Here is a 22,318-nt window from a genome sequence, read left to right as displayed (position 1 = left end):
GGGCGGGGTGGAGACGGAAGTGGGGGTGGGTGTGGGTGCCGGTCGGCGAACTATAGTCGGACGGTGTCCGAATCCTCCCTTGCGGAAGTGCTCCGCGCTCGTGGGCTGCGGCTGACGGCGCAGCGGCAGTTGATCCTCCAGGCGGTGCTGGACCTCGGGCACGCCACACCGGAACAGGTGCACGGTGCGGTCCGTGAGGTCGCCGCCGGCGTCAACATCACCACCATCTACCGGACGTTGGAGCTGCTTGAACGTCTGGGCCTGGTGACCCACACCCACCTGTCGCACGGCTCGCCCACCTACCACGCGGCCGGTGAACACCAGCACGTCCACCTGGTCTGCCGGGAGTGCGGCGCGATCGACGAGATCGACCGGGAGATGCTCCGGCCACTCGCCGACCGGCTTGCCGACGATCGGGGGTTCCGGGTGGACATCGGGCACGTGGCGCTCTTCGGCGTCTGCGGTCGCTGCGAGGACGGGGAGCGGAAATGATCGACATCGCGGGCGTGGTCGCGGCCGAGGCCATCGACGAACAGACGCGGGACCAGCCGGAGCCGGCGCACCGGGCGGCCGGGGTGCGCGGGGTCGCCGCCCACTACGGCGACCCGATGCGGGAGCAGCGCACCCTCGACACCGCCGTGGGCCTGGTCGACCGGTCGCACCGGGGGATCATCGCCGTGCCCGGCGAGGAGCGGATCGGCTGGCTGCACACCCTCACCACCCAGCACCTGGCGACGCTGAAGGCCGGCGAGGGCACGGAGCTGCTGGTGCTTTCCCCACATGGCCACGTCGAGCAGCACGCGATGGTCGCCGAGGACGGCGAGACCACCTGGCTGGACACCGAGCCGGGTGCCACGGGCGGTCTGCTGACGTACCTGGAGCGGATGCGGTTCTTCAGCAAGGTCGAGCCGCGTGACGCCACCGCCGAGCACGCCCTGCTCTCCCTGGTCGGCCCGGAGGCGGCCGGCGCGCTCGGCACGCTGGGCGTGACCGGGCTGGCCGAGCCCGACGCCGTCGGGGTGCCGGGTCCGAAGTTCCGCACCGGCGAGATGCCGTCCCGGCCCACCGTCCGGTACGCCGTCGCGCCGCTGCCGATCGGTGGGTGGGCCCGCCGGGGCCCGCTCGGCGTGGACCTGCTGGTGCCCCGGGTGGCCATGGACCAGGTGGTCGCCGAGCTGCGCGGTGCGGGGGTGCCGGTGGTCGGGCTGTGGGCGTACGAGGCGATCCGGGTGGCCGCCCGGCGGGCCCGGGTCGGGGTGGACACCGACCACCGGACCATCCCGGCCGATGTGGACCTGATCGCCCGGGCCGTGCATCTGGACAAGGGCTGCTATCGGGGCCAGGAGACCGTCGCCCGGGTGCACAACCTGGGGCGGCCGCCGCGTCGGCTCGTACTGCTGCACCTGGACGGGGTGACCACCGACCTGCTGCCGGCCGCCGGCACCCCGGTGACCCTGGACGGCCGGGCGGTCGGTTTCGTCGGCACCGCCGTGCACCACCACGAGCTGGGCCAGGTAGCCCTGGCGGTGGTCAAGCGCAACGTCGGAGACGACGCCAGCCTCCTGGTCGGCGAGACGGCCGCCGCGATCGACCCTTCCTGAACTGGCGTTCAGTCCGACGGTCGATTTGCCCGGGCGGGCCGTCTAGGATCGCCGGCATGACGACAGGGACGTTGGTCACGGTTGCCCCCACCGGTGCGGAGTCGGCGAAGGCCGAGGTCCCGGCGCTGCCGGTGACCCTCGACGAGCTGCTGCTGACCGCGAAGGAGTGCGAGGCGCTCGGCGCTGCCGTGATCCACATCCACATCCGCGACGACGACGCGCGGCCCACCCTCGACCAGGGGCGGCTGCGGGAGACGGTGGCCGCGCTGCGGGAGAGCACCGACCTGGTCGTGCAGCTCTCCTCCGGCGGGGCGGTGACCGACCCCGAGGCCGACCGGCTGGCCGTGCTGGACGCCGGGCCGGACATGGCCTCCTGCACCATGGGCACGCTCAACTTCGGCGACGACGTCTTCCTCAACCGCTGGGAGTTCATCGTCGACCTGCACACCCGGATGCAGGAGCGCGGCATCGTCCCGGAGTACGAGATCTTCGACCTCGGCCACCTGACCGCCCTGCAGCGCCTGCTCGGCAAGTACGGCCTGCCGCACGGTGGGCACGTGCACGTCGACTTCGTGATGGGGGTGCCGGGCGGTATGCCGGGCACCACGCAGGCGCTGGTCGCCGCCCACCAGGCGCTGCGCGACCTGCCGGAGGGGACCACGTTCTCGGCCACCGGCATCGGCCGCAGCAGCATCACGGTGATGCTGGCCTCGCTGTCGGCCGGCGGGCACCTGCGGGTGGGGATGGAGGACACCACCACGTACGCCAAGGGGCAGCCCGTCGAGTCGAACATGCAGCTCGTCGCGCGGGCGGTCGGCTTCGCCCAGCTCGCCCAGCGCCCGCCGCTGACCACGACGGCGGCCCGCGAGCTGCTCGGCCTCTCCTGACCGCGTTCGCCGTCGTGACCCGCCCGCCGTCCACGGCGGGGCGGGCCGGCGCCGGCTTCCGCCGGTAAGTCCCGCTTCGGCCCGCGCCCCTGTCGTCGGGCGGGCAACCGGCCTGCTCACCCTCGTTACGGCCGCCGCCGCCCCGTCGGTACCGTCCACGTTGTGAGAACGACGTACGAGGGCGGCGCGCCGCTCGCCGAGGTGATCCGTTCGGGATTCGTGGAGGGGCTGCACCGCGGCTCGGTGGCGGTGCTCGACGCGGCCGGCGAGCCGGTGGCCAGCACCGGGGACGTCACCTCCCCGATCTTTCCCCGCTCGGCGAGTAAGCCGATGCAGGCGATCGGCATGCTCCGCGCCGGGCTGCCGCTGGGCGACCCGGCCGACGTGGCGCTGGTGTCGGCCAGCCACGCGGGGGAGGAGTTCCACGTGGCCCGGGTGGGCGAGCTGCTGGCCGCCGCCGGGCTGGACGAGTCCGCCCTCGGCTGCCCACCCGACCTGCCGATGGGCGAGCTGGCCCGGGAGGCCGTGCTGCGGGCCGGCGGCGGGCCCACCCGGGCCCGGATGAACTGCTCCGGCAAGCACACCGGCATGGTGCTCACCTGCCTGGCCGCCGGCTGGCCCCGGGAGGGCTACTGGCGTCCGGAGCATCCGTTGCAGCAGCGGCTGCGGGAGACTGTCGAGGAGTTCACCGGGGAGCGGGCGGCGGCCGTCGGGGTGGACGGCTGCGGGGCCCCGGTGCTCGCCGTCTCGCTGACCGGGCTGGCCGGGGCGTTCCTGCGGCTGGTCACCGCCGAGCCGGGCTCGGCGGCGCGGACGGTCGCGGACGCCATGCGGGCGTACCCGGAGGTCGTGGGTGGCACCTGGGCGGAGGACAGCAGGCTGATGCGCGGCCTGCCCGGCGCGCTCGTCAAGATCGGCGCGGAGGGGGTGATCGCCGCAGCGCTGCCCGGCGTCGGCGCGGTCGCCGTGAAGATCGACGACGGGGCGGCGCGGGCCCGGATGCCGGTCCTGGTCTCCGCGCTGCGCCGGCTGGGCGTCAGGGCGCCGGTCCTCGACGAGTACGCCGAGCTGCCGCTGCTCGGCGGCGGCCTCCCGGTCGGGGCGGTCCGCCCGCTCTGGTGACCCGGCGGGCGCCCTCGCCGGGCGGCACTTCCTCACACCAGGAGGTCAGTTCTCACCCGAGAAGGTCGAGCAGGGCGGGGTTGACGGCGTCCGGGCGCTCCAGGGGGAGCAGGTGGCCGGCGTCGGGAACGTCCGGCAGCCGGACCGCGCCGGGGACCTCGGCGGCGATCCGGTCGGCGAGCCGGCGGATGTCCGGCACGTCGGCCGCCCCGGCGGCCACCAGCACCGGTACGCGCAGCTCGCCGAGCCGCCCGATCGCGGGCGGGTCGAGCTCGGCCACGTCCACGGCGCTCAACGCCAGCTCGGCGGCGAGCGCCTGCCGGTCCATCTCCTCGGCGAACCGGACCAGCGCCGGGTCGACGTCCTCCGGGCGGCGGCCCGGGCCGACCACCCAGAACCGCACCTCGCCGGCCGCGCCGGCCGCGAAGTCCTCGGGGTCGGTCTCGCCGACGAGGTCGTCCCAGAGGTCGTTGGTCTCCTCGGACCACTCGTTGCCCCCGATCGCCGTGCCGAGGAGCGCGAGCGCGCGGATCCGCCCCGGGTGCGCCAGGGCGGTGTCGACCGCCACCGCCCCGCCGAACGAGCAGCCCACCAGCGCGGCCCGGGGCAGGTCCAGCGCGTCCAGCAGCCCGACGACGTCGTCGTGGTGGGCGAACGGGTCGGGAGGCAGTTCGGAGTCGCCGTAGCCGCGCAGGTCCAGGGTGATCACCCGGTGCCGGGTGGCCAGGGCGGGCACCTGCTCCCGCCACATCCGCCGGTCGGCGATGCCGGCGTGCAGCAGCACGACGGGGGATCCGCTGCCGGTGTCGTCGTACGCGAGGTTCGCGCCGTTGATCTCGATCTTCGTCACGATGGGAAAAGGTACGGACCGGACAGAGGGCGCGCAAACCGGTTCTGAGACCTCGCTAACTCTGGCTAGCATTCTGCTTGCAGGAGCTAGCGGTCCCGGTTAGCGTGGGGCCATGGCCAGCTCCAAGGACCTACCCGATGTCGGCGGGTTCATCCGTGACCTGCGACGCAACGCGAAGATCTCGTTGCGGCAGCTCGCCGAGCAGGCGGGCGTCAGCAACCCGTACCTCAGCCAGATCGAGCGCGGCCTGCGCAGGCCCAGCGCGGAGGTGCTCCAGCAGCTCGCCAGCGCGCTGCGGGTCTCCACTCCCGCGATGTACCTGCGCGCCGGCCTGCTCGACGACAAGGAGGGGCAGGGCGTGCTCGCCGCCATCGCGGTCGATCCCGACCTGACCATGGCGCAGAAGCAGTCCCTCACCCAGATCTACGAGACGTTCCGCCGGGAGAACGCCCGGCTCGCCGAGGCGACGGCCAGCGCCGACGCCCCGGCGACGGCCAGCGCGCCGCAGGCCCCCGCCACGGCGACCCCGGCCGCGACCGGGCCCACCACGCCGGAGGGCACCCCGACCGAGGCGGTCCTGGAGTCGGTCGCCGTCACCGAGGCGGGCTCGGCGCCAGCCCCGCGCAGCAACAGCCCAGCGACGAAGGCCGCCCCGCAGGCGGCCGACAAGACCGCCGCCGCGGTCGACGAGGACAAGACCGCTGCCGCGGTCGAGGAGGAGAAGTCATGACCCAGCCGAAGACCAACCGCATCCCGGCCCCGCTCTACGCCGCCGCCGGCGCCGGTGACCTGGCGATCGAGCAGCTGCGCAAGCTGCCGACGGTCGTCACCGACCTGGGCGGCAAGGTCGTCGCCGGACTCGGCGGCAAGGCCGTCGTGACCGGCTTCGAGCTGCGCCAGCGGGCCGCCGAGACGCTTCGCACCGCCAACCAGACCGCCACCGAGCTGAGCGGGAAGGGCGTCCAGGCCGAGCTGAACCGCCTGCGCGAGGCGGCCGACGTCAACCGGCTGCGCGAGGCCGCCGACCTCGACCGGATCCGCGAGCTGGCCACCCGCAACGCCGCCGTCGTCGTCGCCGGCGCGCAGGCCGCCCAGGTGCGGGCCCTGGCCGCGTACGGCGAGCTGGTCGCCCGCGGCGAGCGGGTGGTCGGCGCCGGGGTGCTGGACGCCGCCGACGCGGTCAACGCCGACATCGAGGCGACCGAGGCGGAGCTGACCGCGACCCCGGCGGTGACCGAGGCCCCGGTGGCGGCGAAGACCGACGTCCCGACCCCGGCCGACGTGGCCGAGGTCGTGGAGGCCAAGCCGGCCGCCGCGAAGACCCCGCGGACCCGGGCCACCAAGGCGACCGCGGCCAAGGCGACCGGCAAGACGGCTCCGACGGCGACCACCGACACCCCGTCGGCCAAGCTGCCGAAGACCGCCCGGCGCACCGGCCCGGCCGCCGAGTAGCCAACCCGCCGAACCCGTGCGGCAACGACCCCGGATGCGTCCTGACGGACGGATCCGGGGTCGTCGGCATAAGCTTGCCGGCATGGCCAACGCCGCGCCGATCTTCGCCTTCGAGGTCCAGTACTGGATCACCATGCTGTTGCTGGTGTTCGCCCTCGTCATCGAGGGGGTGGCACTGGTGCACGCGATCACCCAGCGCGGCGATGGCTTCGCCGCGATCGGCACCCTGCCCAAGGGCGGGTGGATCGCCATCCTCGCGGTCTGCCTGGTGCTCACCCTGCTGACCAACAACGTGCTCAACATCTTCGGCCTGGTCGGCATCGCCGCCGCCCTGATCTACCTGCTCGACGTCCGGGCCGGGCTGCGCGACCTGCACGGCGGCCGGGGGTCGTCCTGGTGAGAGGGTTCCGCTGGCCACCGCCGCCGGACGGCGGGCCACGGACCTGGGGCCCGGGTCCCGGCGCCCCGCGTACCGGCCGGCCCGCCCTGCCCGAGCCGGAGACCGAGCTGGTCACCACCCCGCACGGGGTCCGGCTCGAACAGCTCGTCACCGGCGTCGGCGTCCCGGCCACCGTGTTCGCGCACGGGCTGGGCAACGGCATCGCCACCACCCGCCCGTTCGGCAGCGGGGTCACCGGCCGTAAGGTCTTCTTCCAGTTCCGGGGGCACGGCCGCTCCGACGCGCCACCCGGCCCGTGGAGCTACCTGGACCTCGCCCGTGACCTGCGGGCCGTCGCCGACCTCGGTGGGGCCACCCGGGCGTTCGGGGCCAGCCTCGGCGCGGGCGCGCTCTGCCGGCTGCTGGCCGAGAGCCCGGAGCGCTTCGAGCGGCTGGTCTTCTTCCTCCCGGCCGCGCTCGACCGGCCGCGGGGCCAGGTCGCCCGGGACCGGATCACCGACCTGGTCGCCGCGGTCGAGAGCGGCGACGCCTCGGCCGTCGCCGACGTCGTCGCGGTGGAGATGCCGCCCGCCGTGCGCAACACCCCGGCCGGGTGGGCGTACCTGCGGCAGCGGTTGGACCAGCTCCTGCGCGACGGCCTCGCGGCGGGCCTGGCCGGGCTGCCCGACCAGGTTCCGCTCGACGACCGGGCGGCGCTGGCGGCGGTGGACGCCCCCGCACTCGTGCTCGCCTGCACGGGCGACGACCTCCATCCGGTCGAGGTCGCCGAGCAGCTCGCCGCCGCCCTGCCCCGGGCCACCCTGCACGTGTACGACCGCCCGGGCGTGCTCTGGTCGGAACGCGCCGACCTGCGGGAACGGATCTCCACGTTCCTCAACGGCTGACCTGCTGTCAGCCGGTGAGCTCCGGCGGCAGGTGGGCGGCCCGCACGTCGAGCAGCCAGCGCTCGACCGTAGCCTCGTCGGGCCGGTCCGGCAGCGGGGTACGCACGGTGTCGAAGTCCCGTTCCGCCTCGGCGAGCAGGGCCCGCGCCGCGTCCAGCTCGCCGCCGGCCACCCGGTCGCCGAACGCCCGGAACCGCTCCGGGTCGGCCAGCCGGATCTCCAGGACGCCGGTGGCGTACAGCAGTTGACCCTGGTGCACCAGCCGGGCCAGGTGCCGGGCGTGCTTGGCCGTCCGCCGCCGGGTGTCGGCCGAGAACGTCCCGTCGCCCCGCGAGGCCAGCTTGCGGAACTGCTGGGTGGCGTACCCCAGGTAGGCGTCGCGGACCCGGGGCGCGCTCAGGAACGCCGAGCGGATGGCGACCAGCCGGTCGCCCAGCTCCGTGCGGGTCTCGTAGCAGGCGTCGGGCAGCCACATCAGCTCGGTGGCGGTCGGGTTGCCGCTGAGCGCGAGCCGGGCGTACTTGCCGGCCTCGTGCAGGGTGACGTCCGGGTCGGTGGTGACCACCGACTCGCGGGGCGGGCGCAGCCCGTGGAAGGCGACCGTCGGCTCGGCGTACACCCCGATCCGGTCGACGTCGGACCCGGGCCCGGCCAGCCCGTACGCGACCGAGCCGACGATGCCGGAGAGCAGCAGGTGCATGGCGCTGAGCATGACGCAGGACACCCGTTCGCGAAACCGGACTTCGGGTGTCAGGTATTGCTGTCAGGGTCGATCGCATGACGACGAAACCCCTGTCAGGGAAGATCGCGCTCGTCGCCGGGGCTACGCGGGGCGCCGGCCGGCAGATCGCGGTGCAGCTCGGCGCCGCCGGGGCCACGGTGTACGCGACCGGCCGCACCAGTAGGGCCGGGCGTTCGGAGCTGGACCGGCCGGAGACCATCGAGGAGACCGCGGAGCTGGTCACCGCCGCCGGCGGCACCGGCATCGCGGTCCGGGTCGACCACCTCGTCCCCGACCAGGTCCGCGACCTGACGGCCCGGATCGACGCGGAGCAGGGCCGGCTCGACGTGCTGGTCAACGACATCTGGGGCGCCGACCACCTGGTCACCTGGGAGAAGCCGGTCTGGGAGCAGCCCCTGGAGCCCGGCTTCCGCACCCTGCGGCTGGCGGTCGAGACCCACATCGTCACCAGCCATTTCGCGTTGCCGCTGCTGATCCGCCGCCCCGGCGGGCTGGTGGTGGAGATCGGCGACGGGACCCGGGAGTACAACGACGCCCACTACCGGCTGTCGGTCTTCTACGACTTGGCCAAGACCTGTGTGAACCGGCTCGCCTTCACCCAGGCGCACGAGCTGGAGCCGCACGGCGGCACCGCGGTCGCCCTCACTCCCGGCTGGATCCGCTCCGAGTCCATGCTGGAGCGCTTCGGGGTGACGGAGGAGAACTGGCGCGACGGCGCGGCGGGGGACCCGCACTTCCTCATCTCGGAGACCCCGGCGTACGTCGGGCGGGCGGTGGCCGCGTTGGCCGCCGACTCCGACCGGGCCCGCTGGAACGGTAAGTCCGTCTCCAGCGGCGAGCTGGCCCGGGTGTACGGCTTCACCGACCTCGACGGCAGCCAACCGGACGGCTTCCGCTACATCAGCGAGGTGGTGGACGGCGGCAAGCCGGCCGACGTCGCCGACTACCGCTGACCGTCCCGTCCCGTCCCCGCCACGCCGGCCGCCCGGTCACTGCGTCCCGTCGCCCGGCCTGCCGTACAGCGCGGCGAGCCGGGTGGCGGCGTCGGCCACCCGCTCCCGCAGCTCGGGCGGGTCGAGCACCTCCGCCTCCGGCCCGAGCCGCAGCAGCAACTCGTACGCCACCTCGACGGACTCGACGGGCAGCCGGGTGACCACCCAGCCCCGCCCGTCGGGCTCGCCGGCGGCGCGGGTCGCCTCGGCGTACCCGAAGGGGGCCTCCGGGGCCCGGCGGAGCGCGCGCAGACCGGCGGGGCTGAGCCGGACGCCGACCTCGGCCCGCTGCATGCTGCGCAGGAACGCCTCGGCCTGGTCGTGCCAGTGGCCGCCCAGGTCGAAGCCCTCGTCCCGGTCGAACGTCTCCTCGGCCGTCAGCACGTCGACCACCCGGTCCACCCGGTACGTCCGGGTGGCGTCGCCGACCCGGGCGACCAGATACCAGACCCCGCTCTTGAGCACCAGCCCGTACGGCTCCAGCCGCCGGCCGACCTCCCGCTCGCCGCGCCGGTAGCGCAGCTCGACGACCCGGTCCCGCCACACCGCCCGGGCCAGCTCGGCCAGCCACGGCGGCGGCGTCGCGTCCCGGAACCAGCCCGGCACGTCGAGGTGGAACCGCTGCCCGACGCGGGCCGGCGCGTCGCGCAGGGCGGGGGGCAGCGCGGCCAGCACCTTCAGCTCGGCGGAGGCGACCGCGTCGGCCAGCCCCAGGTCCCCGGCCGGGCCGGGCAGCCCGGTCAGGAAGAGCGCCTCCGCCTCGTCCCGGGTCAGCCCGGTCAGCCGGGTCCGGTACCCGCCGATCAGCCGGTACCCGCCGGAGCGGCCCCGATCGGCGTAGACCGGCACCCCGGCGGCGGAGAGCGCCAGCACGTCCCGGTACACGGTCCGCTCGGAAACCTCCAGCTCCCGGGCCAGCTCGGCGGCCGTCATCGTCTCCCGGGACTGGAGCAGCAGCACCAACGAGATCAACCGAGAGGCCCGCACCCACCCATTGTGTCGGGCAGGGACGACGGGCCGGATGTGCCGGTCGCCGTTAGGCTCAGCGGTCGTGAACGTACCCAGCAACATCACCGCGCCGGTGACCGGCGCCGTCGGTCGGTTCTTCTCCGGGGTCGGCCTGCTCCTGCGCGGCCTCGGCCTGTACGTCCGCAGCCCCGGCCTGATGCTGCTCGGCATCGTCCCGGCGCTGCTCTCCGGGGTGTTGTTCGTGGGAGCGTTCGCCACCCTGGTGTACTTCGTGGACGACCTGGCCGGGCTGGTCACCCCGTTCGCCGACGACTGGTCCGCCACCGCCCGCAGCCTGGTCCGGGTGGTCGCCGGCCTGGCCTTCCTCGGGGTCGGCGGGCTGCTCGGGGTGCTCACCTTCACCGCGGTCACCCTGGTCATCGGCGACCCGTTCTACGAGAAGATCTCCGAGCGGGTGGAGGAACGGTACGGCGGCACCCCCGGCGCGGTGGAGGTGCCGTTCTGGTCGTCGCTGCGCCGCAGCCTCGTCGACTCGCTGCGACTGGTCGCGATCTCCGTGCTGGTCGGCATCCCGCTCTTCGCGGCCGGGTTCATCCCGGTGGTCGGGCAGACGGTCGTGCCGGTGATCGGGGCGGCGGTGGGTGGCTGGCTCCTCGCCCTGGAGCTGACCGGGGCGCCGTTCTCCCGGCGTGGTTTGCGGCTGCCGGACCGCCGGGCCCGGCTGAAGGTCGACCGGCCCACCGCACTCGGCTTCGGGACGGCCGTCTTCGTCTGCTTCCTGATCCCGCTCGGCGCGGTGCTGGTGATGCCGGCGGCGGTGGCCGGCGCGGCCCTGCTCACCCGCCGCTCCTTCGGCCAGTCCATCGAGGAGCGCTGACGTGGAGATCATCCTGGTCGAGGGGGACATCACCGCGCAGCGGGTCGACGTGATCGTGAACGCGGCCAACTCGTCGCTGCTCGGCGGCGGGGGTGTGGACGGCGCGATCCACCGGCGGGGCGGGCCGGCCATCCTGGCCGAGTGCCGGGCGCTGCGCGCGTCGCGGTACGGCCGGGGCCTGCCGACCGGCCAGGCGGTCGCCACCACCGCCGGCCAGCTGCCGGCCCGCTGGGTCGTGCACACGGTCGGGCCGGTCTTCTCGGCCACCGAGGACCGGTCGGCGCTGCTGCGGGACTGCTATGCCAACAGCCTGGCGGTGGCCGACGGGTTGCAGGCCGCCACGGTGGCGTTCCCGTTGATCTCGGCCGGCGTCTACGGCTGGCCGGTGGAGGACGCCGTACGTCAGGCCCTCGCGGTGCTCCGGGCGGCGACCCCCGCGCACGTCACCGAGGCCCGCCTGGTCCTCTTCGGGGCCGAGACGTACGCGGCGGCCCGGCGGCTCGCCTCCTGACGACATGACGTTCTTTGCGGCAGCCGGGTGTGGCCATCAGCCGCACCCGGCACCGTTGCTCAGGCATCGAACTTGCCGGCCTTGACGCTCTCGATGAAGCCGGCCCACTGACCTGCGCTGAGCGCTGGCGCCGGCCACTGCGGGTCTTTGCTGGCGCGGACCTGAGCGGTGTGGGCGTTTTGGTCAGCCTTGCTCTTCTTCGTCCGCTGGGCGTGGCTGGCGGTAGTCCCGGATGTATGCCTCGACCTCGGACCGCAGCCATACCGAGCCGGCCTGCAAGGTCTGAAACGGGCGCGGGAAATGCGGCTGCACCGTGATCTGCCTGAACCGCGATCGGCCTACGCCGAGCATGATCATGATCTCACCCGGACCGACGAGCGGTCCCGGGACCTCCGGCTCACCCATGCGAATGACGGTAGGCATGGGTAGATCTACCCTATGCGGTCCACTCTATGTGGTCTACCCATATTGACAGGGGGGTGGCTGGGGGTGTGTGATCGGTTACGCGGTGCCCCCGCCCTGGTGGAGCTGGGCTCGGTGGGGCGGGGCGCCGCAGAAGGCCGGACCCGGCAGTCCCGTGGGAGGAGCCGATGAGGTTGAAAGACGCTCGACACCTAGCCCTCGTGCGGCCGAGCCAGGATCTCCGCGCGAGGAGGAGGTGACCACACGCCGCGAGGTGCCGTTCCTGGTGCAGTCGGCTTGGTGCTGCCTGGACTACCACCGCCATGGCCGCTGCCGGAAGTGCATGGATTCCGGCTTCTGCCCGATGGTGGAGGCCGCGCGCAATCGGATCATGGCATGGCGCAGGTACCGCTCTGTGTTCGGCTGGCGATGAGCGCGCCCAAGGCCGGTGACCTGGTGCACGTGACCAGCGCGGCCAGCGTGCAGTTCGTCAGGCCGATCATGTTCCGGGTGATCCGCGCGCTGGATTGGATCACCTACGACGGGTGGATCTGGCTTGACGGGTACGAGATCGATGCCGAGGGCGACGCGGTGGCGCGCCGGTCGATCTTCGTGCAACCGGCGGGGTTGGTCATGCTGCGACGAATCGCCCCGGCGCAACCAGGGCGCTCCAGGTCGAAGATGAGGGACTAGGGCAGGTCCGTCAATTTCCGACAGCCCACGGAGTCGTGGTCATGCCTGCTCATCGATTTGGGCGTCGTAGGCTGCGCGAGCGGCGTCGATGTCATCGACGGTGGCGAAAGCCCACTCGATCAACGGCTGGACGGCCAGACGCAGACTGTGCCCGGTCTCGGTCAGCGCATAGGTGACCTGCGGCGGCACCGTGGGGGTTACTGTGCGTGAGGCCAGACCGTCACGCACGAGTTGACGCAGGGTTACGGTGAGCATGCGCTGGCTGATCCCGACGACGACCCGCCGGGCCTGACTGAACCGCAGCGGGCCTTGCCCCAAGGCGGCCACGACGTATAGCGACCACTTGTCCGAGACCAGGTCCAGGACCTCTCGGGCCCGGGTGCCGCCCTGTCCGCAGATCGGGTCGATGTCGTCGCTGGCCTGCATGGTTACCTCCACAGAACCACGGCACCTCGAAGTGCCTTCTTGACCACCCGAAGATGGTTATCCAAAGTTACCAAGGAACTACTGATAACCACCGGCTTCTCGTCCTCACCCGGAACAGCCGGACCACCCGAAGGAGCTCTCCCCGTGCCTACTATCGCTGTCGTCGGCGCCGGACCCGGTATGGGCCTGGCCATCGCCCGCACCTTCGGCTCCCACGGCTTCGACGTGGCGCTGCTGTCCCGCAGCCAGACCAACCTCGACGCCCACGCCACAACCCTCGCCACCGAAGGCATCACCGCCAAGGGGTTCGCGGCAGACGTCCTGGACACCGAATCTCTGACCGGCGCCCTCAAAGCCGCAGCACAGCACTTCGGGGGAATCGACGTGCTCGAGTACTCCCCAGGCGGACCCGAGCCGAAGTTCCTCACGCCCGCCGCGGTCACCGCCGCGGACGTGGACCTGCAGATGCAGTACCTGGTCTACGGCGCGATCGCCGCTACCGGCGTAGTGCTACCCGCGATGCGGCAGGCCGGTACGGGCACGCTGCTGTTCACCACCGGAGCGGGGTCGGTGGATCCCACGCCGATGTTCGGTGACATCAACACCGCCGCTGCGGCCCTGCGCTCGTGGGTACTGAACTTGCACAAGGAACTCGAACCCGAGGGCATCCAAGCCGCACACGTGGCCATCGGAGCGTGGATCGGTGACCGCGCACCGGAAGGCACACCCAGCGCCTCCGCAGGCCAGATCTCCCCGATGTACTGGGACCTGCATGTCCAGCGCGACCAGGCCGAGAAGATCTTCACTCCCTGACCCGGCATGACCCGGGTCGTCGGATCCCGCCTGGATGAAGGAGCTGCCCCGTGAACGTTGCCGACGAACTCGACCAGCCGGCCGTCCGGGGACGGCCCCTACAGCTACTGAGCGTATTCGGGCGCAAAGTAGGCTAGAGCGGACAAAAGCGGACACAGGTGGCGCGAGGCCCCTATCCTGATAGGAGCAAAAGGTGCAAAATCGTCAGGAGTGCGTCGCGTGGAAGCTGCCCGGCTCAGGTCCGCCGTCCGGGTGACCACGGCCTGCCTGCTGGTGCTCGGCGCGGCCGATCTGGCCCGGTCCGCGCCGCCGGAGGCCGTGCCAGCCGGTGCTGAGCGCCCCGTGCCGCTCCCGCCCGGCCCCCGGACCACGATCGGGCTGGACCCCGCCGACGGGCCCACCGTCGCGGCCACCCGGGAACGTGCCTGCACGCGGGAGCTGGGCGGCGGCCCCTACCCCGACGAGGACGTCTGGGTGTTCGGGCTGCCGGCCAGTGCGGTCGCGGCCCGGTTCATCGCGGTGACGCCCGCGTTCGCCACCGAAGATCAGGGGCGGGTCGTCACCGCCGTACCGGCCGAGGGCGGCGCGATCGTCGACGACCGCGGTGCCAGTCTGGCGTGGCTCCGCCTGCCGGCCGGATGGACGCTGGTGGGCGGAACGGCGACGATCGCCGGGGAAGCCGGCCGCTTCGTGCTCGCCCGCGTCTGCGCGGCCAGTCGGCCGTCGCCCCCGGGATCGCCCTGAGCGGGCCGTCAGCCGGCCCGCCCTCGTCGCCGCCCCTCCGCGAGGGGCGATCCCCGCGCCGGCGTCAGGACAGCTCGCGCAGGCAGGACCACTGGGTGGCCACGGGCCGATACCCCAGCCCTTCGTTGATCGCCAGCATCGGCGCGTTGGCCGCGTCGTTCGAGGTGTACGCGACGCGCACCCCCGAGGTGGCGGCCCGGTGCAGGGCGTTCGCCTTCGCCAGCCGGGCCAGCCCTCGGCCCCGGTGCTCCGGCACCGTGGCGGTGTAGTCCGACCACATCCGGTCGCCGTCCCGCTTGACCAGGCTGAACGCGACGACCACCCCGTCGGCCACGACTGCGGTGCTCGAATCCCGGTCCAGGCCGAGGTTGTCCCAGACCTCGTACCGGAAGCTCTCGTAGCTCATGACGTCCCTCGGCACGTTGCCCGGCTCGTCCACCGCCGCCGCCCGGTTGGCCAGGTAGACCTGGTACGGGTCGAGCCCGCTCAGCGGGGACAGGCGTACGTGCGGGGGCGCGGCCGGCGGTGGGGGAGCCTGGCGCAGCTCCACCGCCGAGTAGCGCATCTCCCGGCCCGCCGTGAACCCGTGTCGACGGGCGAACGGCAGCCCTTCGGCCAGCGCCCAGCCGTGCACCCGGCGGATGTCGAGCGGGGTCAGGTGGTCCAGCGCGGCGGCCAGCAGCCCCGAGCCGATACCCCGCCCCCGGTGCCCGGGGTGGACGTGCAGCAGCGACACGTTGCCGGACCCCACCTCGGACGTCCGGCCGTCGCGGTACGCCGACACCCAGCCCACCACCGTGCCGTCGACCTCGGCCACGAAGGCCGTCCAGTCCTCGCCGGGCGACGGCTCGGCGATCATCTGCCGGGTCGAGGCCACACTCCGCACGAGGTACGGGAACACGAGCGCCCGCAGGGCCACCACGTCGGCGGCGTCGTCCGGCCGGGCGACGCGGATCGTCATCGGCTCTGCTCCCAGACGGCGGCGACGGCCTCCACCTCGACGAGCTGGTCGGTGTAGCCGAGCACGGCCACCCCGAGCAGGGTGCTCGGCGGATCGTGGTCGCCGAACGCGTCCCGGACCACCTCCCACGCGGCCACCAGGTCGGCCTGCCGCGCCGACGCGACGTACACGGTGGTCTTGACGACGTCGGCGAGCCGGGCCCCGGCGGCGGCGAGCGCGACCTCCAGGTTCACCATCGCCTGCCGGGCCTGCGCCGCCGGGTCGCCCGGCGCGACCGTACGACCCTCGGCGTCCAGCGGGCAGGCCCCGGCGGTGAACACCAGCCGGGCCGGCGGGTCGACGGTGGCCGCGTAGGCGTACTCGGCGACGTCGGACAGTTCGGGTACGCGCACCAGCGCCACGGCATCGCTCATCCGCGCGACGCTAGTGCGCGGCACTCTCGGTCGCCACGCAATTACCCACACTGCGGTTCACGCGGAGGCGCGGACGACCAGTTCCGTGGGGAGGACGAGGGCCACCTCGACCTCCTCGCCGGCCGCCATCCGCAGCAGCTGGCGGGCGGCCTCCCGGCCCAGTTCCAGCAGCGGCTGCCGCACTGTGGTCAGCGGCGGCTCGGTGTACGCGGCGGTCTCGATGTCGTCGAAGCCGATCATCGCGACGTCCTCGGGCACCCGGCGACCCGCCTTGCGCAGCGTTCGCATGGCCGCGTGTGCCATCAGGTCCGACGCGGCGAAGACGGCGTCCAGGTCGGGGTGGGCGTCGAGGAGCCGGCGCATCGCCGCAGCCCCCGACTCGCGGGTGAAGTCCCCGAACGCGACCAGCTCCGGCAACCCGGCCTCGGCGACCGTTTCCCGGTACCCGGTCAGCCGCTCCATCCCGGCGATCATGTCCTGCGGGCCGGCGATGGTGGCGATCCGCCGCCGCCCCGAGTCGAGCAGGTGCCGCACCGCCCGGGTCACCCCGCCGACGTGGTCGACGTCGACGTACGGCACCCCGACGTCGCCGAGCGGGCGGCCACTGCACACCACCGGGATGCCCAGCCGGGCCAGCTTCCCCGGCAGCGGGTCCGCCCCGTGCAGCGAGGCGAAGATCGCCCCGTCGACGTGCCGCCCGGTGGTGTACCGCTCCACCCGGGCGTGCCCGGCCGGTGAGCCGGCCAGCATCAGCACGAGCTGCTTGTCGGCCGCCTCCAGCTCCTGGGCGACCCCCCGGATGATGCTCGGGAACACCTGGTCGTCGGAGAACACCCGGGTCGCCTCCTCGGGCAGGACCAGGGCGACCGAGTCGGTCCGCTGGGTGACCAGGCTGCGGGCGGCCAGGTTCGGCACGTACCCCAGCTCGGCCACCGCCAGGCGGACCGCCTCCTGGATCGGCTCGGCGACGGTCGTGGAACCGTTCACCACCCGCGAGACCGTCGCCCGGGACACGCCGGCCCGCCGGGCCACCGCCTCCAGGGTCGGCCGCTGGACCGTCGTCATCGGAGTGCTCACCACCTCGTCACAGCCCGTTCCGGGAGATCACCCCCTGGTACCACCGGGCGCTGGCCTTCGGTGTGCGCCGCTGGGTCAGGTAGTCGACGTGGACGATCCCGAACCGCTTGCGGTAGCCCTCGGCCCACTCGAAGTTGTCCAACAACGACCATACGAGATAGCCGCGCAGGTCCACTCCCCGGGCGATGGCTTCGTGTGCCGCCCGAAGGTGCCCGTCGAGGTAGGCGATCCGGTCGGCGTCGGCCACCTGAGTGGCCCCGTCCGGCCCTGCCTCGCCGCCCCGGTCCGGGAACGCCCCGCCGTTCTCCGTGATCATCAGCGGCAGGCCCGGGTAGTCGGCGGCGAGCCGCTCCAGCAGGCGGGTCAGTCCGGCCGGCTCGATCATCCAGCCCATCTCGGTCAGCGGCCCGGTCGCCGGCAGGAACTCCACCGCCCGCTCGGTCCCCGGGTACGCCCCGCCGCCGGCACCGTCCGGCCGGCCGGCCACGTACGTCGGGGCGTAGTAGTTGATCCCGAGCAGGTCGATGGGGGCGGCGATCAGCTTCTCGTCCCCGTCCCGGATGAAGGTCGGCTCCACTATCCGGGAGACGTGCTCCAGCACGTCGGCCGGGTAGCCGACGCCGGTCAGCGGGTCCAGGAAGATCCGGTTCTGCAACCCGTCGACCAGCCGGACCGCCGCAGCGTCCGCCGCGCTGCCCGGGTCCGCCGGCTGCACGTCCGCCGGGTTCAGCGTGATCCCGACGACCTCCGCGCCGGCCGCGCGCAGCGCCCGGGCCGCCAGGCCGTGCCCGAGCAGCAGGTGGTGCACGGCGGCGAAGGCCGCCCCCGCGTCCCGTACGCCGGGGGCGTGCACCCCGTTGCCGTACCCGAGGTAGGCCGAGCACCACGGCTCGTTGAGCGTGGTCCAAGTGCGGATCCGGTCACCGAGCCGGCCGTGCACCGCCGCCGCGTACGTGGCGAAGTGTTCGGCGGTCTCCCGACTGGTCCAGCCGCCCCGGTCCTGGAGGGTCTGCGGCAGGTCCCAGTGGTAGAGCGTGACGATCGGGTCGATGCCCCGGTCCAGCAGCGCGTCGGTCAGCCGGTCGTAGAAGTCCAGGCCGCGCGGGTTCACCGGTCCGGTGCCGTCGGGCTGGATCCGCGACCAGGCGACCGAGAACCGATACGCCTTCAGCCCCAGCTCCGCCATGAGGGCCACGTCGTCGGCGTACCGGTGGTAGTGGTCGCAAGCGACGTCGCCGGTGTGGCCGGCGAAGACCTTGCCCGGCGTACGGCTGAAGGTGTCCCAGATGGACGGGCCCCGGCCGCCGTCGCGGGCCGCGCCCTCGATCTGGTACGCCGCAGTGGCCGCACCCCAGACGAAGCCTTCGGGGAATCGGAGTTCACTCACGCCTTGACCGCACCTTCCGTGATCCCGCCGATGGTCTCTCTCGGGTCTTTCGAGGACAGGGTACGGCCAGAGGGAGTCGTTCCAGGGCGGCCCGACCGACATGAGAGAGCGCTCTCGCCCGAGAGTGGTGCCTCCCTCGCCCGATGTCAAGAGAGCGCTCTCAAGGCGCGTGCCGCCGACCCGGACAGGGGCCCTCCGGGTCGGCGGGCCCCTGTTCGCGTCGACGCGGTCCGGCTGTGCGCTACGGCCCAGGTGGGCGCGCGGTCCGGCGCCCGCCGGCGCCTCAGCCCGTGCGGAGGCCGTTGAGCAGCGTCCGGTCCCCGGCCACGCCGAGGGTGTCGAAGCTGACCCGGCCCATCAGGGCCAGCAGCAGGTCGCTCGCAGTCCCCGTGACCTCGGCCCGGGCGTGGTGCTCGTCGTGGTCGAGGATGGTGTCGGTGTCCAGCAGCGCGACGCCCTCTCCGCGCAGCCGCAGGTACCAGTCCTGGCCGGCGTCGGGCGCGGAGAGGTGCACGACCCCGTGCCACCGGCCGGTCGCCGTCCGCTTGCCGGCGGGCAGCCAGGTGTCCAGCACCTCGCTCACCCCGTCGGCCGCGAGCTTGGCCTCGATCGGCTCGCCGGCGGCGATGGCGAGCTGGGCGTCCCACCGGTGCACCGACGTCTCGTGCGCCACCCGGCGGGGCCAGAACCCCGCCTTCTTCGGCTGCGGCGCCCAGTTCCACGCCGGGGCCTCCGGGTCCAGCCCGTCGAACGTGGTCATCAGCCGGTCGTACCCCTGCTGGAAGAACTGCAACGGGGTCAGCTCCGGCGGCGGCCCGCCCGCCTCGACACCCTCCGGCCGGGTGGTGCTGTTGGCCGTGACGTAGATCTGCACCCGGCGGTAGACCTCGCCGAGGTGCAGGGTCAGGTCGGTGATCGTCCAGCCGGGGCAGGACAGCACGGGTGTCTCGGGAGGCGCTTCCGCGACGGCGGCGGCGAACGCGGGCCCCTCCGCCCGGAGCGCGCCGATCCAGAAGTCCTTCGTGCCGTGCAGTCTGCTCATCAGGATCCTTCCGGGCGACCGGGCCACCAGTGGGTGCCACGGCTGCCCCTCAGCCTAGGGTGAAAGGCGTGTCAGACGTTAGTGCCCAGCCGGCCACCGAAACCCACGCCGCCGACCCGATGTCGTTGGCGAGATACACCACCCTGCGCCTCGGTGGCGCGGCGGGACGGGTCGAGACCGCTGCCAGCGCCGAGGAGATCGTACAAAAGGTGCAGCAGGCGCGCCTACGGGACGACCAGGTGCTTATCCTCGCCGGGGGCAGCAACGTGGTGATCGGCGACGCCGGCTTCCCCGGCACCGTCGTGCTAGTGCGCTCCCGGGGGTTGCGGGTGGTCGCCGAGGACACCGACACCGTCACCGTACGGGTGGAGGCCGGCGAGCCGTGGGACGACCTGGTCGCCGCGACCGTGGCCAACGGCTGGTCCGGGTTGGAGTGCCTGTCCGGCATCCCGGGCTCGGCCGGCGCCACCCCGATCCAGAACGTCGGCGCGTACGGCCAGGAGGTGGCCGAGACGATCACCGGCGTCCAGGTGTACGACCACGCCGACGGCACCGTGGGCCGGGTCGAGGCGGCCGACTGTGGTTTCGCGTACCGGTCGAGCATCTTCAAGTACAGCGAACGCTGGGTGGTGCTCTCGGTCGACTTCCGGCTCGCCCGGTCCCCGCTGTCCGGCCAGGTCCGCTACGCCGAGCTGGCCCGGGCGCTCGGCGTCGAGGTCGGCGACCGGGTGCCGCTGGCCGACGCGCGGGCGACCGTGCTGCGGCTGCGGGCCGGCAAGGGCATGGTGCTCGACGCCGGTGACCCGGACACCTGGTCGGTGGGCTCGTTCTTCACCAACCCGGTGCTGGACCGGGAGGGCTACGAGCTGCTGCGCGAGCGCGCCGCCGACCTCGGCGAGCCGCCGCACTGGCCCGGGGCCGGCGACACGGTCAAGGTCAGCGCGGCCTGGCTGATCGACCGGGCCGGGTTCGCCAAGGGCCACCCGGGCCCGGAGGGGGTCGCCATCTCCGGCAAGCACACCCTCGCCCTCACCAACCGCGCCGGCACCGCCAGCACGGCGGCCCTGATCGCCCTGGCCCGCGACATCCGCGACGGCGTCCACGCCCGCTTCGCGGTAACCCTCCACCCCGAACCGATCCTCATCAACTGCACCCTCTGACCCCCACCCCACCCCCACCCCACCCCCACCCCACCCCCACCACTGCGCGATCTTGCAGTTCCGGCCCCGACGTATCGGGCAAAAGGGGCGATCGAGGGGCCGGAAGTGCAAGATCGCGGAGGTGTGGGGTGGGGTGGGGTGGGGTGGGTGGGTGGGTGGGTCAGGCGGGGGTGACGGTGGGCCAGGGGACGGTCAGTTCGCCGAGGCGCCAGCGGCGGGGGCGGCACTCGATCGGCCAGCCGGCCGCCCGGACCGCCGCGATCGCGTGCAGCCAGCGCTGGCGGGGGCCGAAGGGGGCGTACGGGGCGGCGGCCCGCCAGGCGTCGTCCAGGTCGCGGAGCAGGGCGTGGATGGGTTCGCCCGGCACGTTGCGGTGGATCAGCGCCTTCGGCAGCCGCTCGGCCAGCTCGGCGGGGCTGCCCAGCGTGGTGAGCTTGGCGGCCAGGGTGAGCGTTCGCGGGCCGGCTGCGTCGACCAGCACCCAGCCGCCGAGCCGGCCCAGTTCGTCACAGGTGCCCTCGACCAGTGCCCCGCCCGGGGCCAGCCGGTCGGTGATCGTGCGCCAGGCGTCGGCGACCTCGCCCTCGTCGTACTGGCGGAGCACGTTGAACGCCCGGACCAGGACGGGCCGCAGCCCGGCCAGCTCGAACCCGCCCCGGGTGAAGGTGAGCCCCGGCGGGTCGGCGGCGGGCCGGGCGGCGGCGACGCGTACCGGATCGATCTCCAGCCCGACCACCCGTACGTCGGCGCGGACCCGGGCGGCCAGCCGGGCGCGCAGCTCCACGGCGGTGACCGGCGTGGCGCCGTAGCCGAGGTCGACCACCAGCGGGTCCGGCGCCGCCCGGAGCCGGTTGCCGCACGTCTCGACGATCCAGTTGTCCACCCGGCGCAGCCGGTTGGGGTTCGTCGTGCCCCGGGTGACCACGCCCTGGGGTCGCATCAGCGCCGCCCCCGTTTGCGGGACCGGATCACTCCGGGTGCCTCACGGGTTCGTCCGATGCACCTTGTGCTGGGCGGCCTGGGCCAGCGGGCGGACCACCAGCCGGTCGATGTTCACGTGCTGCGGGCGGGTCGCGCACCAGGCGATGCAGTCGGCGACGTCCTCGGCGACCAGCGGCTCGGCCACCCCCGCGTAGGCCGCCGCCGCCCGCCCGGCGTCGCCGTCGAAGCGGACCAGCCCGAACTCGTCGGTCCGTACCATCCCCGGATCGATCTCGATGATCCGGACCGGCCGGCCGCACAGCTCCAGCCGTAGCGTGCCGGCGATCGCCGTCTGCGCGTGCTTCGCGGCGGAGTATCCGCCCCCGCCCTCGTACACGACGAAGCCGGCGGTGGAGGAGACGACCACGATGGTGCCGGCGCCGGACGCCTCCAGTGCCGGCAGCAGGGCCTGGGTGACCCGCAGGGTGCCGAGCACGTTCACGTCGTACATCCACTGCCAGTCGTCCACCGAGCCGGACTCCACCGGGTCCAACCCGCGTGCGCCCCCGGCGTTGTTGACCAGCAGGGTGACCGGGCCGGGAGCCGCCGCGGCGGCCTCGGCCAGGCCGGCGACCGACTCCTGCGAGGTGACGTCGCACTCCACTGCGGTGGCCGCCCCGCCGGCCGCCTCGATCCCGGCGACCAACTCGGCCAGCCGGTCGGTGCGGCGGGCGGCGGCGAGCACGTGGAATCCCTCGGTGGCCAGCCGGCGGGCGGTGGCCGCCCCGATTCCGCTGGACGCCCCGGTGACGATCGCGACAGAGGTCATCCGGCCATTCTCGCCCGGTCGGGCGGGTCCGGTGCCAATGGGTGGGTGCGCGGCGCTGATGAGGTCCGTCACGCCCGGGGGTCGGCGGGACGCATTTCCGATACCCGATGGGGAAGATGACACCCGGCGCGCAGGTTGACCGAGAAGCGCCGGTCGTGCGGGA

At 73.6% G+C, this 22,318-nt stretch carries 27 protein-coding genes; 15 read left to right on the top strand and 12 right to left on the bottom strand.

All coding sequences use genetic code 11. The annotated features are described in order from the left end of the window. Positions 1 to 63 precede the first annotated feature (63 nt). From ACQPZO_RS28050 to ACQPZO_RS28035, 4 genes are all read left to right on the top strand, one after another. The gene (locus ACQPZO_RS28050; protein WP_433344895.1) at positions 64 to 492 is read left to right on the top strand and encodes a Fur family transcriptional regulator; all 429 of its coding nucleotides are present in this window, start codon (positions 64 to 66) and stop codon (positions 490 to 492) included. Beyond that, a complete protein-coding gene (locus ACQPZO_RS28045) occupies positions 489 to 1,601 on the top strand; it encodes a YgfZ/GcvT domain-containing protein (protein WP_433344893.1) in 1,113 nt (370 codons plus the stop codon). The genes ACQPZO_RS28050 and ACQPZO_RS28045 overlap by 4 nt, the downstream gene beginning before the upstream one ends. A 56-nt stretch (positions 1,602 to 1,657) precedes the next feature. After that, positions 1,658 to 2,488 (top strand): 3-keto-5-aminohexanoate cleavage protein, encoded by an 831-nt coding sequence (locus ACQPZO_RS28040; RefSeq protein ID WP_433344892.1) that lies wholly within the window; start codon positions 1,658 to 1,660, stop codon positions 2,486 to 2,488. 162 nt (positions 2,489 to 2,650) lie between these two features. Continuing rightward, positions 2,651 to 3,610, top strand: a complete 960-nt coding sequence (locus tag ACQPZO_RS28035) for an asparaginase (RefSeq protein WP_433344891.1) — start codon at positions 2,651 to 2,653, stop codon at positions 3,608 to 3,610. Positions 3,611 to 3,662: 52 nt separating this feature from the next. On the opposite strand, the gene ACQPZO_RS28030 is transcribed toward ACQPZO_RS28035, so the two are convergent. Further along, complete coding sequence (locus ACQPZO_RS28030) at positions 3,663 to 4,460, bottom strand: alpha/beta fold hydrolase (protein ID WP_433344889.1); 798 nt, start codon at positions 4,458 to 4,460, stop codon at positions 3,663 to 3,665. A 112-nt stretch (positions 4,461 to 4,572) separates the two neighbouring features. Here ACQPZO_RS28030 and ACQPZO_RS28025 point away from each other — a divergent pair, with 112 nt between their 5' ends. From ACQPZO_RS28025 to ACQPZO_RS28010, 4 genes are all read left to right on the top strand, one after another. After that, positions 4,573 to 5,190: a helix-turn-helix domain-containing protein gene (locus ACQPZO_RS28025; protein ID WP_433344887.1), complete on the top strand. Its 618-nt coding sequence runs from the start codon at positions 4,573 to 4,575 to the stop codon at positions 5,188 to 5,190. Then, the gene (locus ACQPZO_RS28020; RefSeq protein WP_433344885.1) at positions 5,187 to 5,912 is read left to right on the top strand and encodes a hypothetical protein; all 726 of its coding nucleotides are present in this window, start codon (positions 5,187 to 5,189) and stop codon (positions 5,910 to 5,912) included. The genes ACQPZO_RS28025 and ACQPZO_RS28020 overlap by 4 nt, the downstream gene beginning before the upstream one ends. Before the next feature lie 82 nt (positions 5,913 to 5,994). After that, a complete protein-coding gene (locus ACQPZO_RS28015; protein ID WP_433344883.1) occupies positions 5,995 to 6,312 on the top strand; it encodes a DUF2516 family protein in 318 nt (105 codons plus the stop codon). Beyond that, positions 6,309 to 7,196: an alpha/beta fold hydrolase gene (locus ACQPZO_RS28010; protein WP_433344881.1), complete on the top strand. Its 888-nt coding sequence runs from the start codon at positions 6,309 to 6,311 to the stop codon at positions 7,194 to 7,196. The genes ACQPZO_RS28015 and ACQPZO_RS28010 overlap by 4 nt, the downstream gene beginning before the upstream one ends. Positions 7,197 to 7,203: 7 nt before the next feature. On the opposite strand, the gene ACQPZO_RS28005 is transcribed toward ACQPZO_RS28010, so the two are convergent. After that, entirely contained in the window at positions 7,204 to 7,896 is a 693-nt protein-coding gene (locus tag ACQPZO_RS28005) for a nucleotidyltransferase domain-containing protein (RefSeq protein WP_433351307.1), read from the bottom strand. A gap of 77 nt (positions 7,897 to 7,973) precedes the next feature. On the opposite strand from ACQPZO_RS28005, the gene ACQPZO_RS28000 reads away from it, so the two are divergent. Beyond that, positions 7,974 to 8,891 carry an SDR family oxidoreductase gene (locus ACQPZO_RS28000; protein ID WP_433344879.1) on the top strand — a complete coding sequence of 306 codons (918 nt, stop codon included), beginning with the start codon at positions 7,974 to 7,976 and terminating at the stop codon, positions 8,889 to 8,891. 36 nt (positions 8,892 to 8,927) lie between these two features. On the opposite strand, the gene ACQPZO_RS27995 is transcribed toward ACQPZO_RS28000, so the two are convergent. Next, positions 8,928 to 9,917 (bottom strand): helix-turn-helix transcriptional regulator, encoded by a 990-nt coding sequence (locus ACQPZO_RS27995; protein WP_433344877.1) that lies wholly within the window; start codon positions 9,915 to 9,917, stop codon positions 8,928 to 8,930. 34 nt (positions 9,918 to 9,951) lie between these two features. Between ACQPZO_RS27995 and ACQPZO_RS27990 the strand changes: the two genes are divergently transcribed. Both ACQPZO_RS27990 and ACQPZO_RS27985 read left to right on the top strand, forming a co-directional pair. Then, positions 9,952 to 10,776 (top strand): EI24 domain-containing protein, encoded by an 825-nt coding sequence (locus ACQPZO_RS27990; protein WP_433344876.1) that lies wholly within the window; start codon positions 9,952 to 9,954, stop codon positions 10,774 to 10,776. A gap of 1 nt (position 10,777) precedes the next feature. Next, the gene (locus ACQPZO_RS27985) at positions 10,778 to 11,287 is read left to right on the top strand and encodes an O-acetyl-ADP-ribose deacetylase (RefSeq protein WP_433344874.1); all 510 of its coding nucleotides are present in this window, start codon (positions 10,778 to 10,780) and stop codon (positions 11,285 to 11,287) included. A gap of 183 nt (positions 11,288 to 11,470) precedes the next feature. On the opposite strand, the gene ACQPZO_RS27980 is transcribed toward ACQPZO_RS27985, so the two are convergent. Then, on the bottom strand, positions 11,471 to 11,692 hold the full coding sequence (locus ACQPZO_RS27980; RefSeq protein ID WP_433344873.1) for a helix-turn-helix transcriptional regulator: 222 nt from the start codon (positions 11,690 to 11,692) through the stop codon (positions 11,471 to 11,473). Positions 11,693 to 12,118: 426 nt separating this feature from the next. Here ACQPZO_RS27980 and ACQPZO_RS27975 point away from each other — a divergent pair, with 426 nt between their 5' ends. After that, positions 12,119 to 12,382: a hypothetical protein gene (locus ACQPZO_RS27975; RefSeq protein WP_433351305.1), complete on the top strand. Its 264-nt coding sequence runs from the start codon at positions 12,119 to 12,121 to the stop codon at positions 12,380 to 12,382. Positions 12,383 to 12,421: 39 nt separating this feature from the next. Here ACQPZO_RS27975 and ACQPZO_RS27970 read toward each other — a convergent pair whose 3' ends face one another. After that, complete coding sequence (locus ACQPZO_RS27970) at positions 12,422 to 12,808, bottom strand: winged helix-turn-helix transcriptional regulator (RefSeq protein WP_433344871.1); 387 nt, start codon at positions 12,806 to 12,808, stop codon at positions 12,422 to 12,424. Between the two features lie 144 nt (positions 12,809 to 12,952). On the opposite strand from ACQPZO_RS27970, the gene ACQPZO_RS27965 reads away from it, so the two are divergent. Next, positions 12,953 to 13,621, top strand: a complete 669-nt coding sequence (locus ACQPZO_RS27965) for an SDR family NAD(P)-dependent oxidoreductase (protein ID WP_433344870.1) — start codon at positions 12,953 to 12,955, stop codon at positions 13,619 to 13,621. Between the two features lie 219 nt (positions 13,622 to 13,840). Further along, positions 13,841 to 14,365: a hypothetical protein gene (locus tag ACQPZO_RS27960; protein ID WP_433344868.1), complete on the top strand. Its 525-nt coding sequence runs from the start codon at positions 13,841 to 13,843 to the stop codon at positions 14,363 to 14,365. Positions 14,366 to 14,429: 64 nt separating this feature from the next. Here the strand turns inward: ACQPZO_RS27960 and ACQPZO_RS27955 are convergent, their stop codons facing one another. The 5 genes from ACQPZO_RS27955 to ACQPZO_RS27935 all read right to left on the bottom strand — a co-directional run bounded on the left by ACQPZO_RS27955 (position 14,430) and on the right by ACQPZO_RS27935 (position 19,245). After that, on the bottom strand, positions 14,430 to 15,326 hold the full coding sequence (locus ACQPZO_RS27955) for a GNAT family N-acetyltransferase (protein ID WP_433344866.1): 897 nt from the start codon (positions 15,324 to 15,326) through the stop codon (positions 14,430 to 14,432). After that, positions 15,323 to 15,739 (bottom strand): RidA family protein, encoded by a 417-nt coding sequence (locus ACQPZO_RS27950; protein ID WP_433344864.1) that lies wholly within the window; start codon positions 15,737 to 15,739, stop codon positions 15,323 to 15,325. Before ACQPZO_RS27950 ends, ACQPZO_RS27955 begins: the two co-directional genes overlap by 4 nt. Before the next feature lie 57 nt (positions 15,740 to 15,796). Then, positions 15,797 to 16,804 carry a LacI family DNA-binding transcriptional regulator gene (locus ACQPZO_RS27945; protein WP_433344863.1) on the bottom strand — a complete coding sequence of 336 codons (1,008 nt, stop codon included), beginning with the start codon at positions 16,802 to 16,804 and terminating at the stop codon, positions 15,797 to 15,799. Between the two features lie 19 nt (positions 16,805 to 16,823). Continuing rightward, on the bottom strand, positions 16,824 to 18,203 hold the full coding sequence (locus ACQPZO_RS27940; RefSeq protein ID WP_433344862.1) for a GH1 family beta-glucosidase: 1,380 nt from the start codon (positions 18,201 to 18,203) through the stop codon (positions 16,824 to 16,826). A gap of 283 nt (positions 18,204 to 18,486) precedes the next feature. Beyond that, positions 18,487 to 19,245 carry a maleylpyruvate isomerase family mycothiol-dependent enzyme gene (locus tag ACQPZO_RS27935; protein ID WP_433344861.1) on the bottom strand — a complete coding sequence of 253 codons (759 nt, stop codon included), beginning with the start codon at positions 19,243 to 19,245 and terminating at the stop codon, positions 18,487 to 18,489. A gap of 119 nt (positions 19,246 to 19,364) precedes the next feature. Between ACQPZO_RS27935 and ACQPZO_RS27930 the strand changes: the two genes are divergently transcribed. After that, positions 19,365 to 20,405, top strand: a complete 1,041-nt coding sequence (locus ACQPZO_RS27930) for a UDP-N-acetylmuramate dehydrogenase (RefSeq protein ID WP_433351303.1) — start codon at positions 19,365 to 19,367, stop codon at positions 20,403 to 20,405. A 160-nt stretch (positions 20,406 to 20,565) separates the two neighbouring features. On the opposite strand, the gene ACQPZO_RS27925 is transcribed toward ACQPZO_RS27930, so the two are convergent. Then, the gene (locus ACQPZO_RS27925; protein WP_433344859.1) at positions 20,566 to 21,345 is read right to left on the bottom strand and encodes a class I SAM-dependent methyltransferase; all 780 of its coding nucleotides are present in this window, start codon (positions 21,343 to 21,345) and stop codon (positions 20,566 to 20,568) included. 42 nt (positions 21,346 to 21,387) lie between these two features. Continuing rightward, complete coding sequence (locus ACQPZO_RS27920) at positions 21,388 to 22,155, bottom strand: SDR family oxidoreductase (protein ID WP_433344857.1); 768 nt, start codon at positions 22,153 to 22,155, stop codon at positions 21,388 to 21,390. Positions 22,156 to 22,318: the final 163 nt, after the last annotated feature.

Origin of the sequence: Micromonospora sp. CA-111912 (genome assembly GCF_050948415.1) — a bacterium.
GTDB lineage: Bacteria > Actinomycetota > Actinomycetes > Mycobacteriales > Micromonosporaceae > Micromonospora.
The sequence above is the reverse complement of the archived record's forward strand: the minus strand, read 5'-3'. Positions and strand labels throughout refer to the sequence as shown.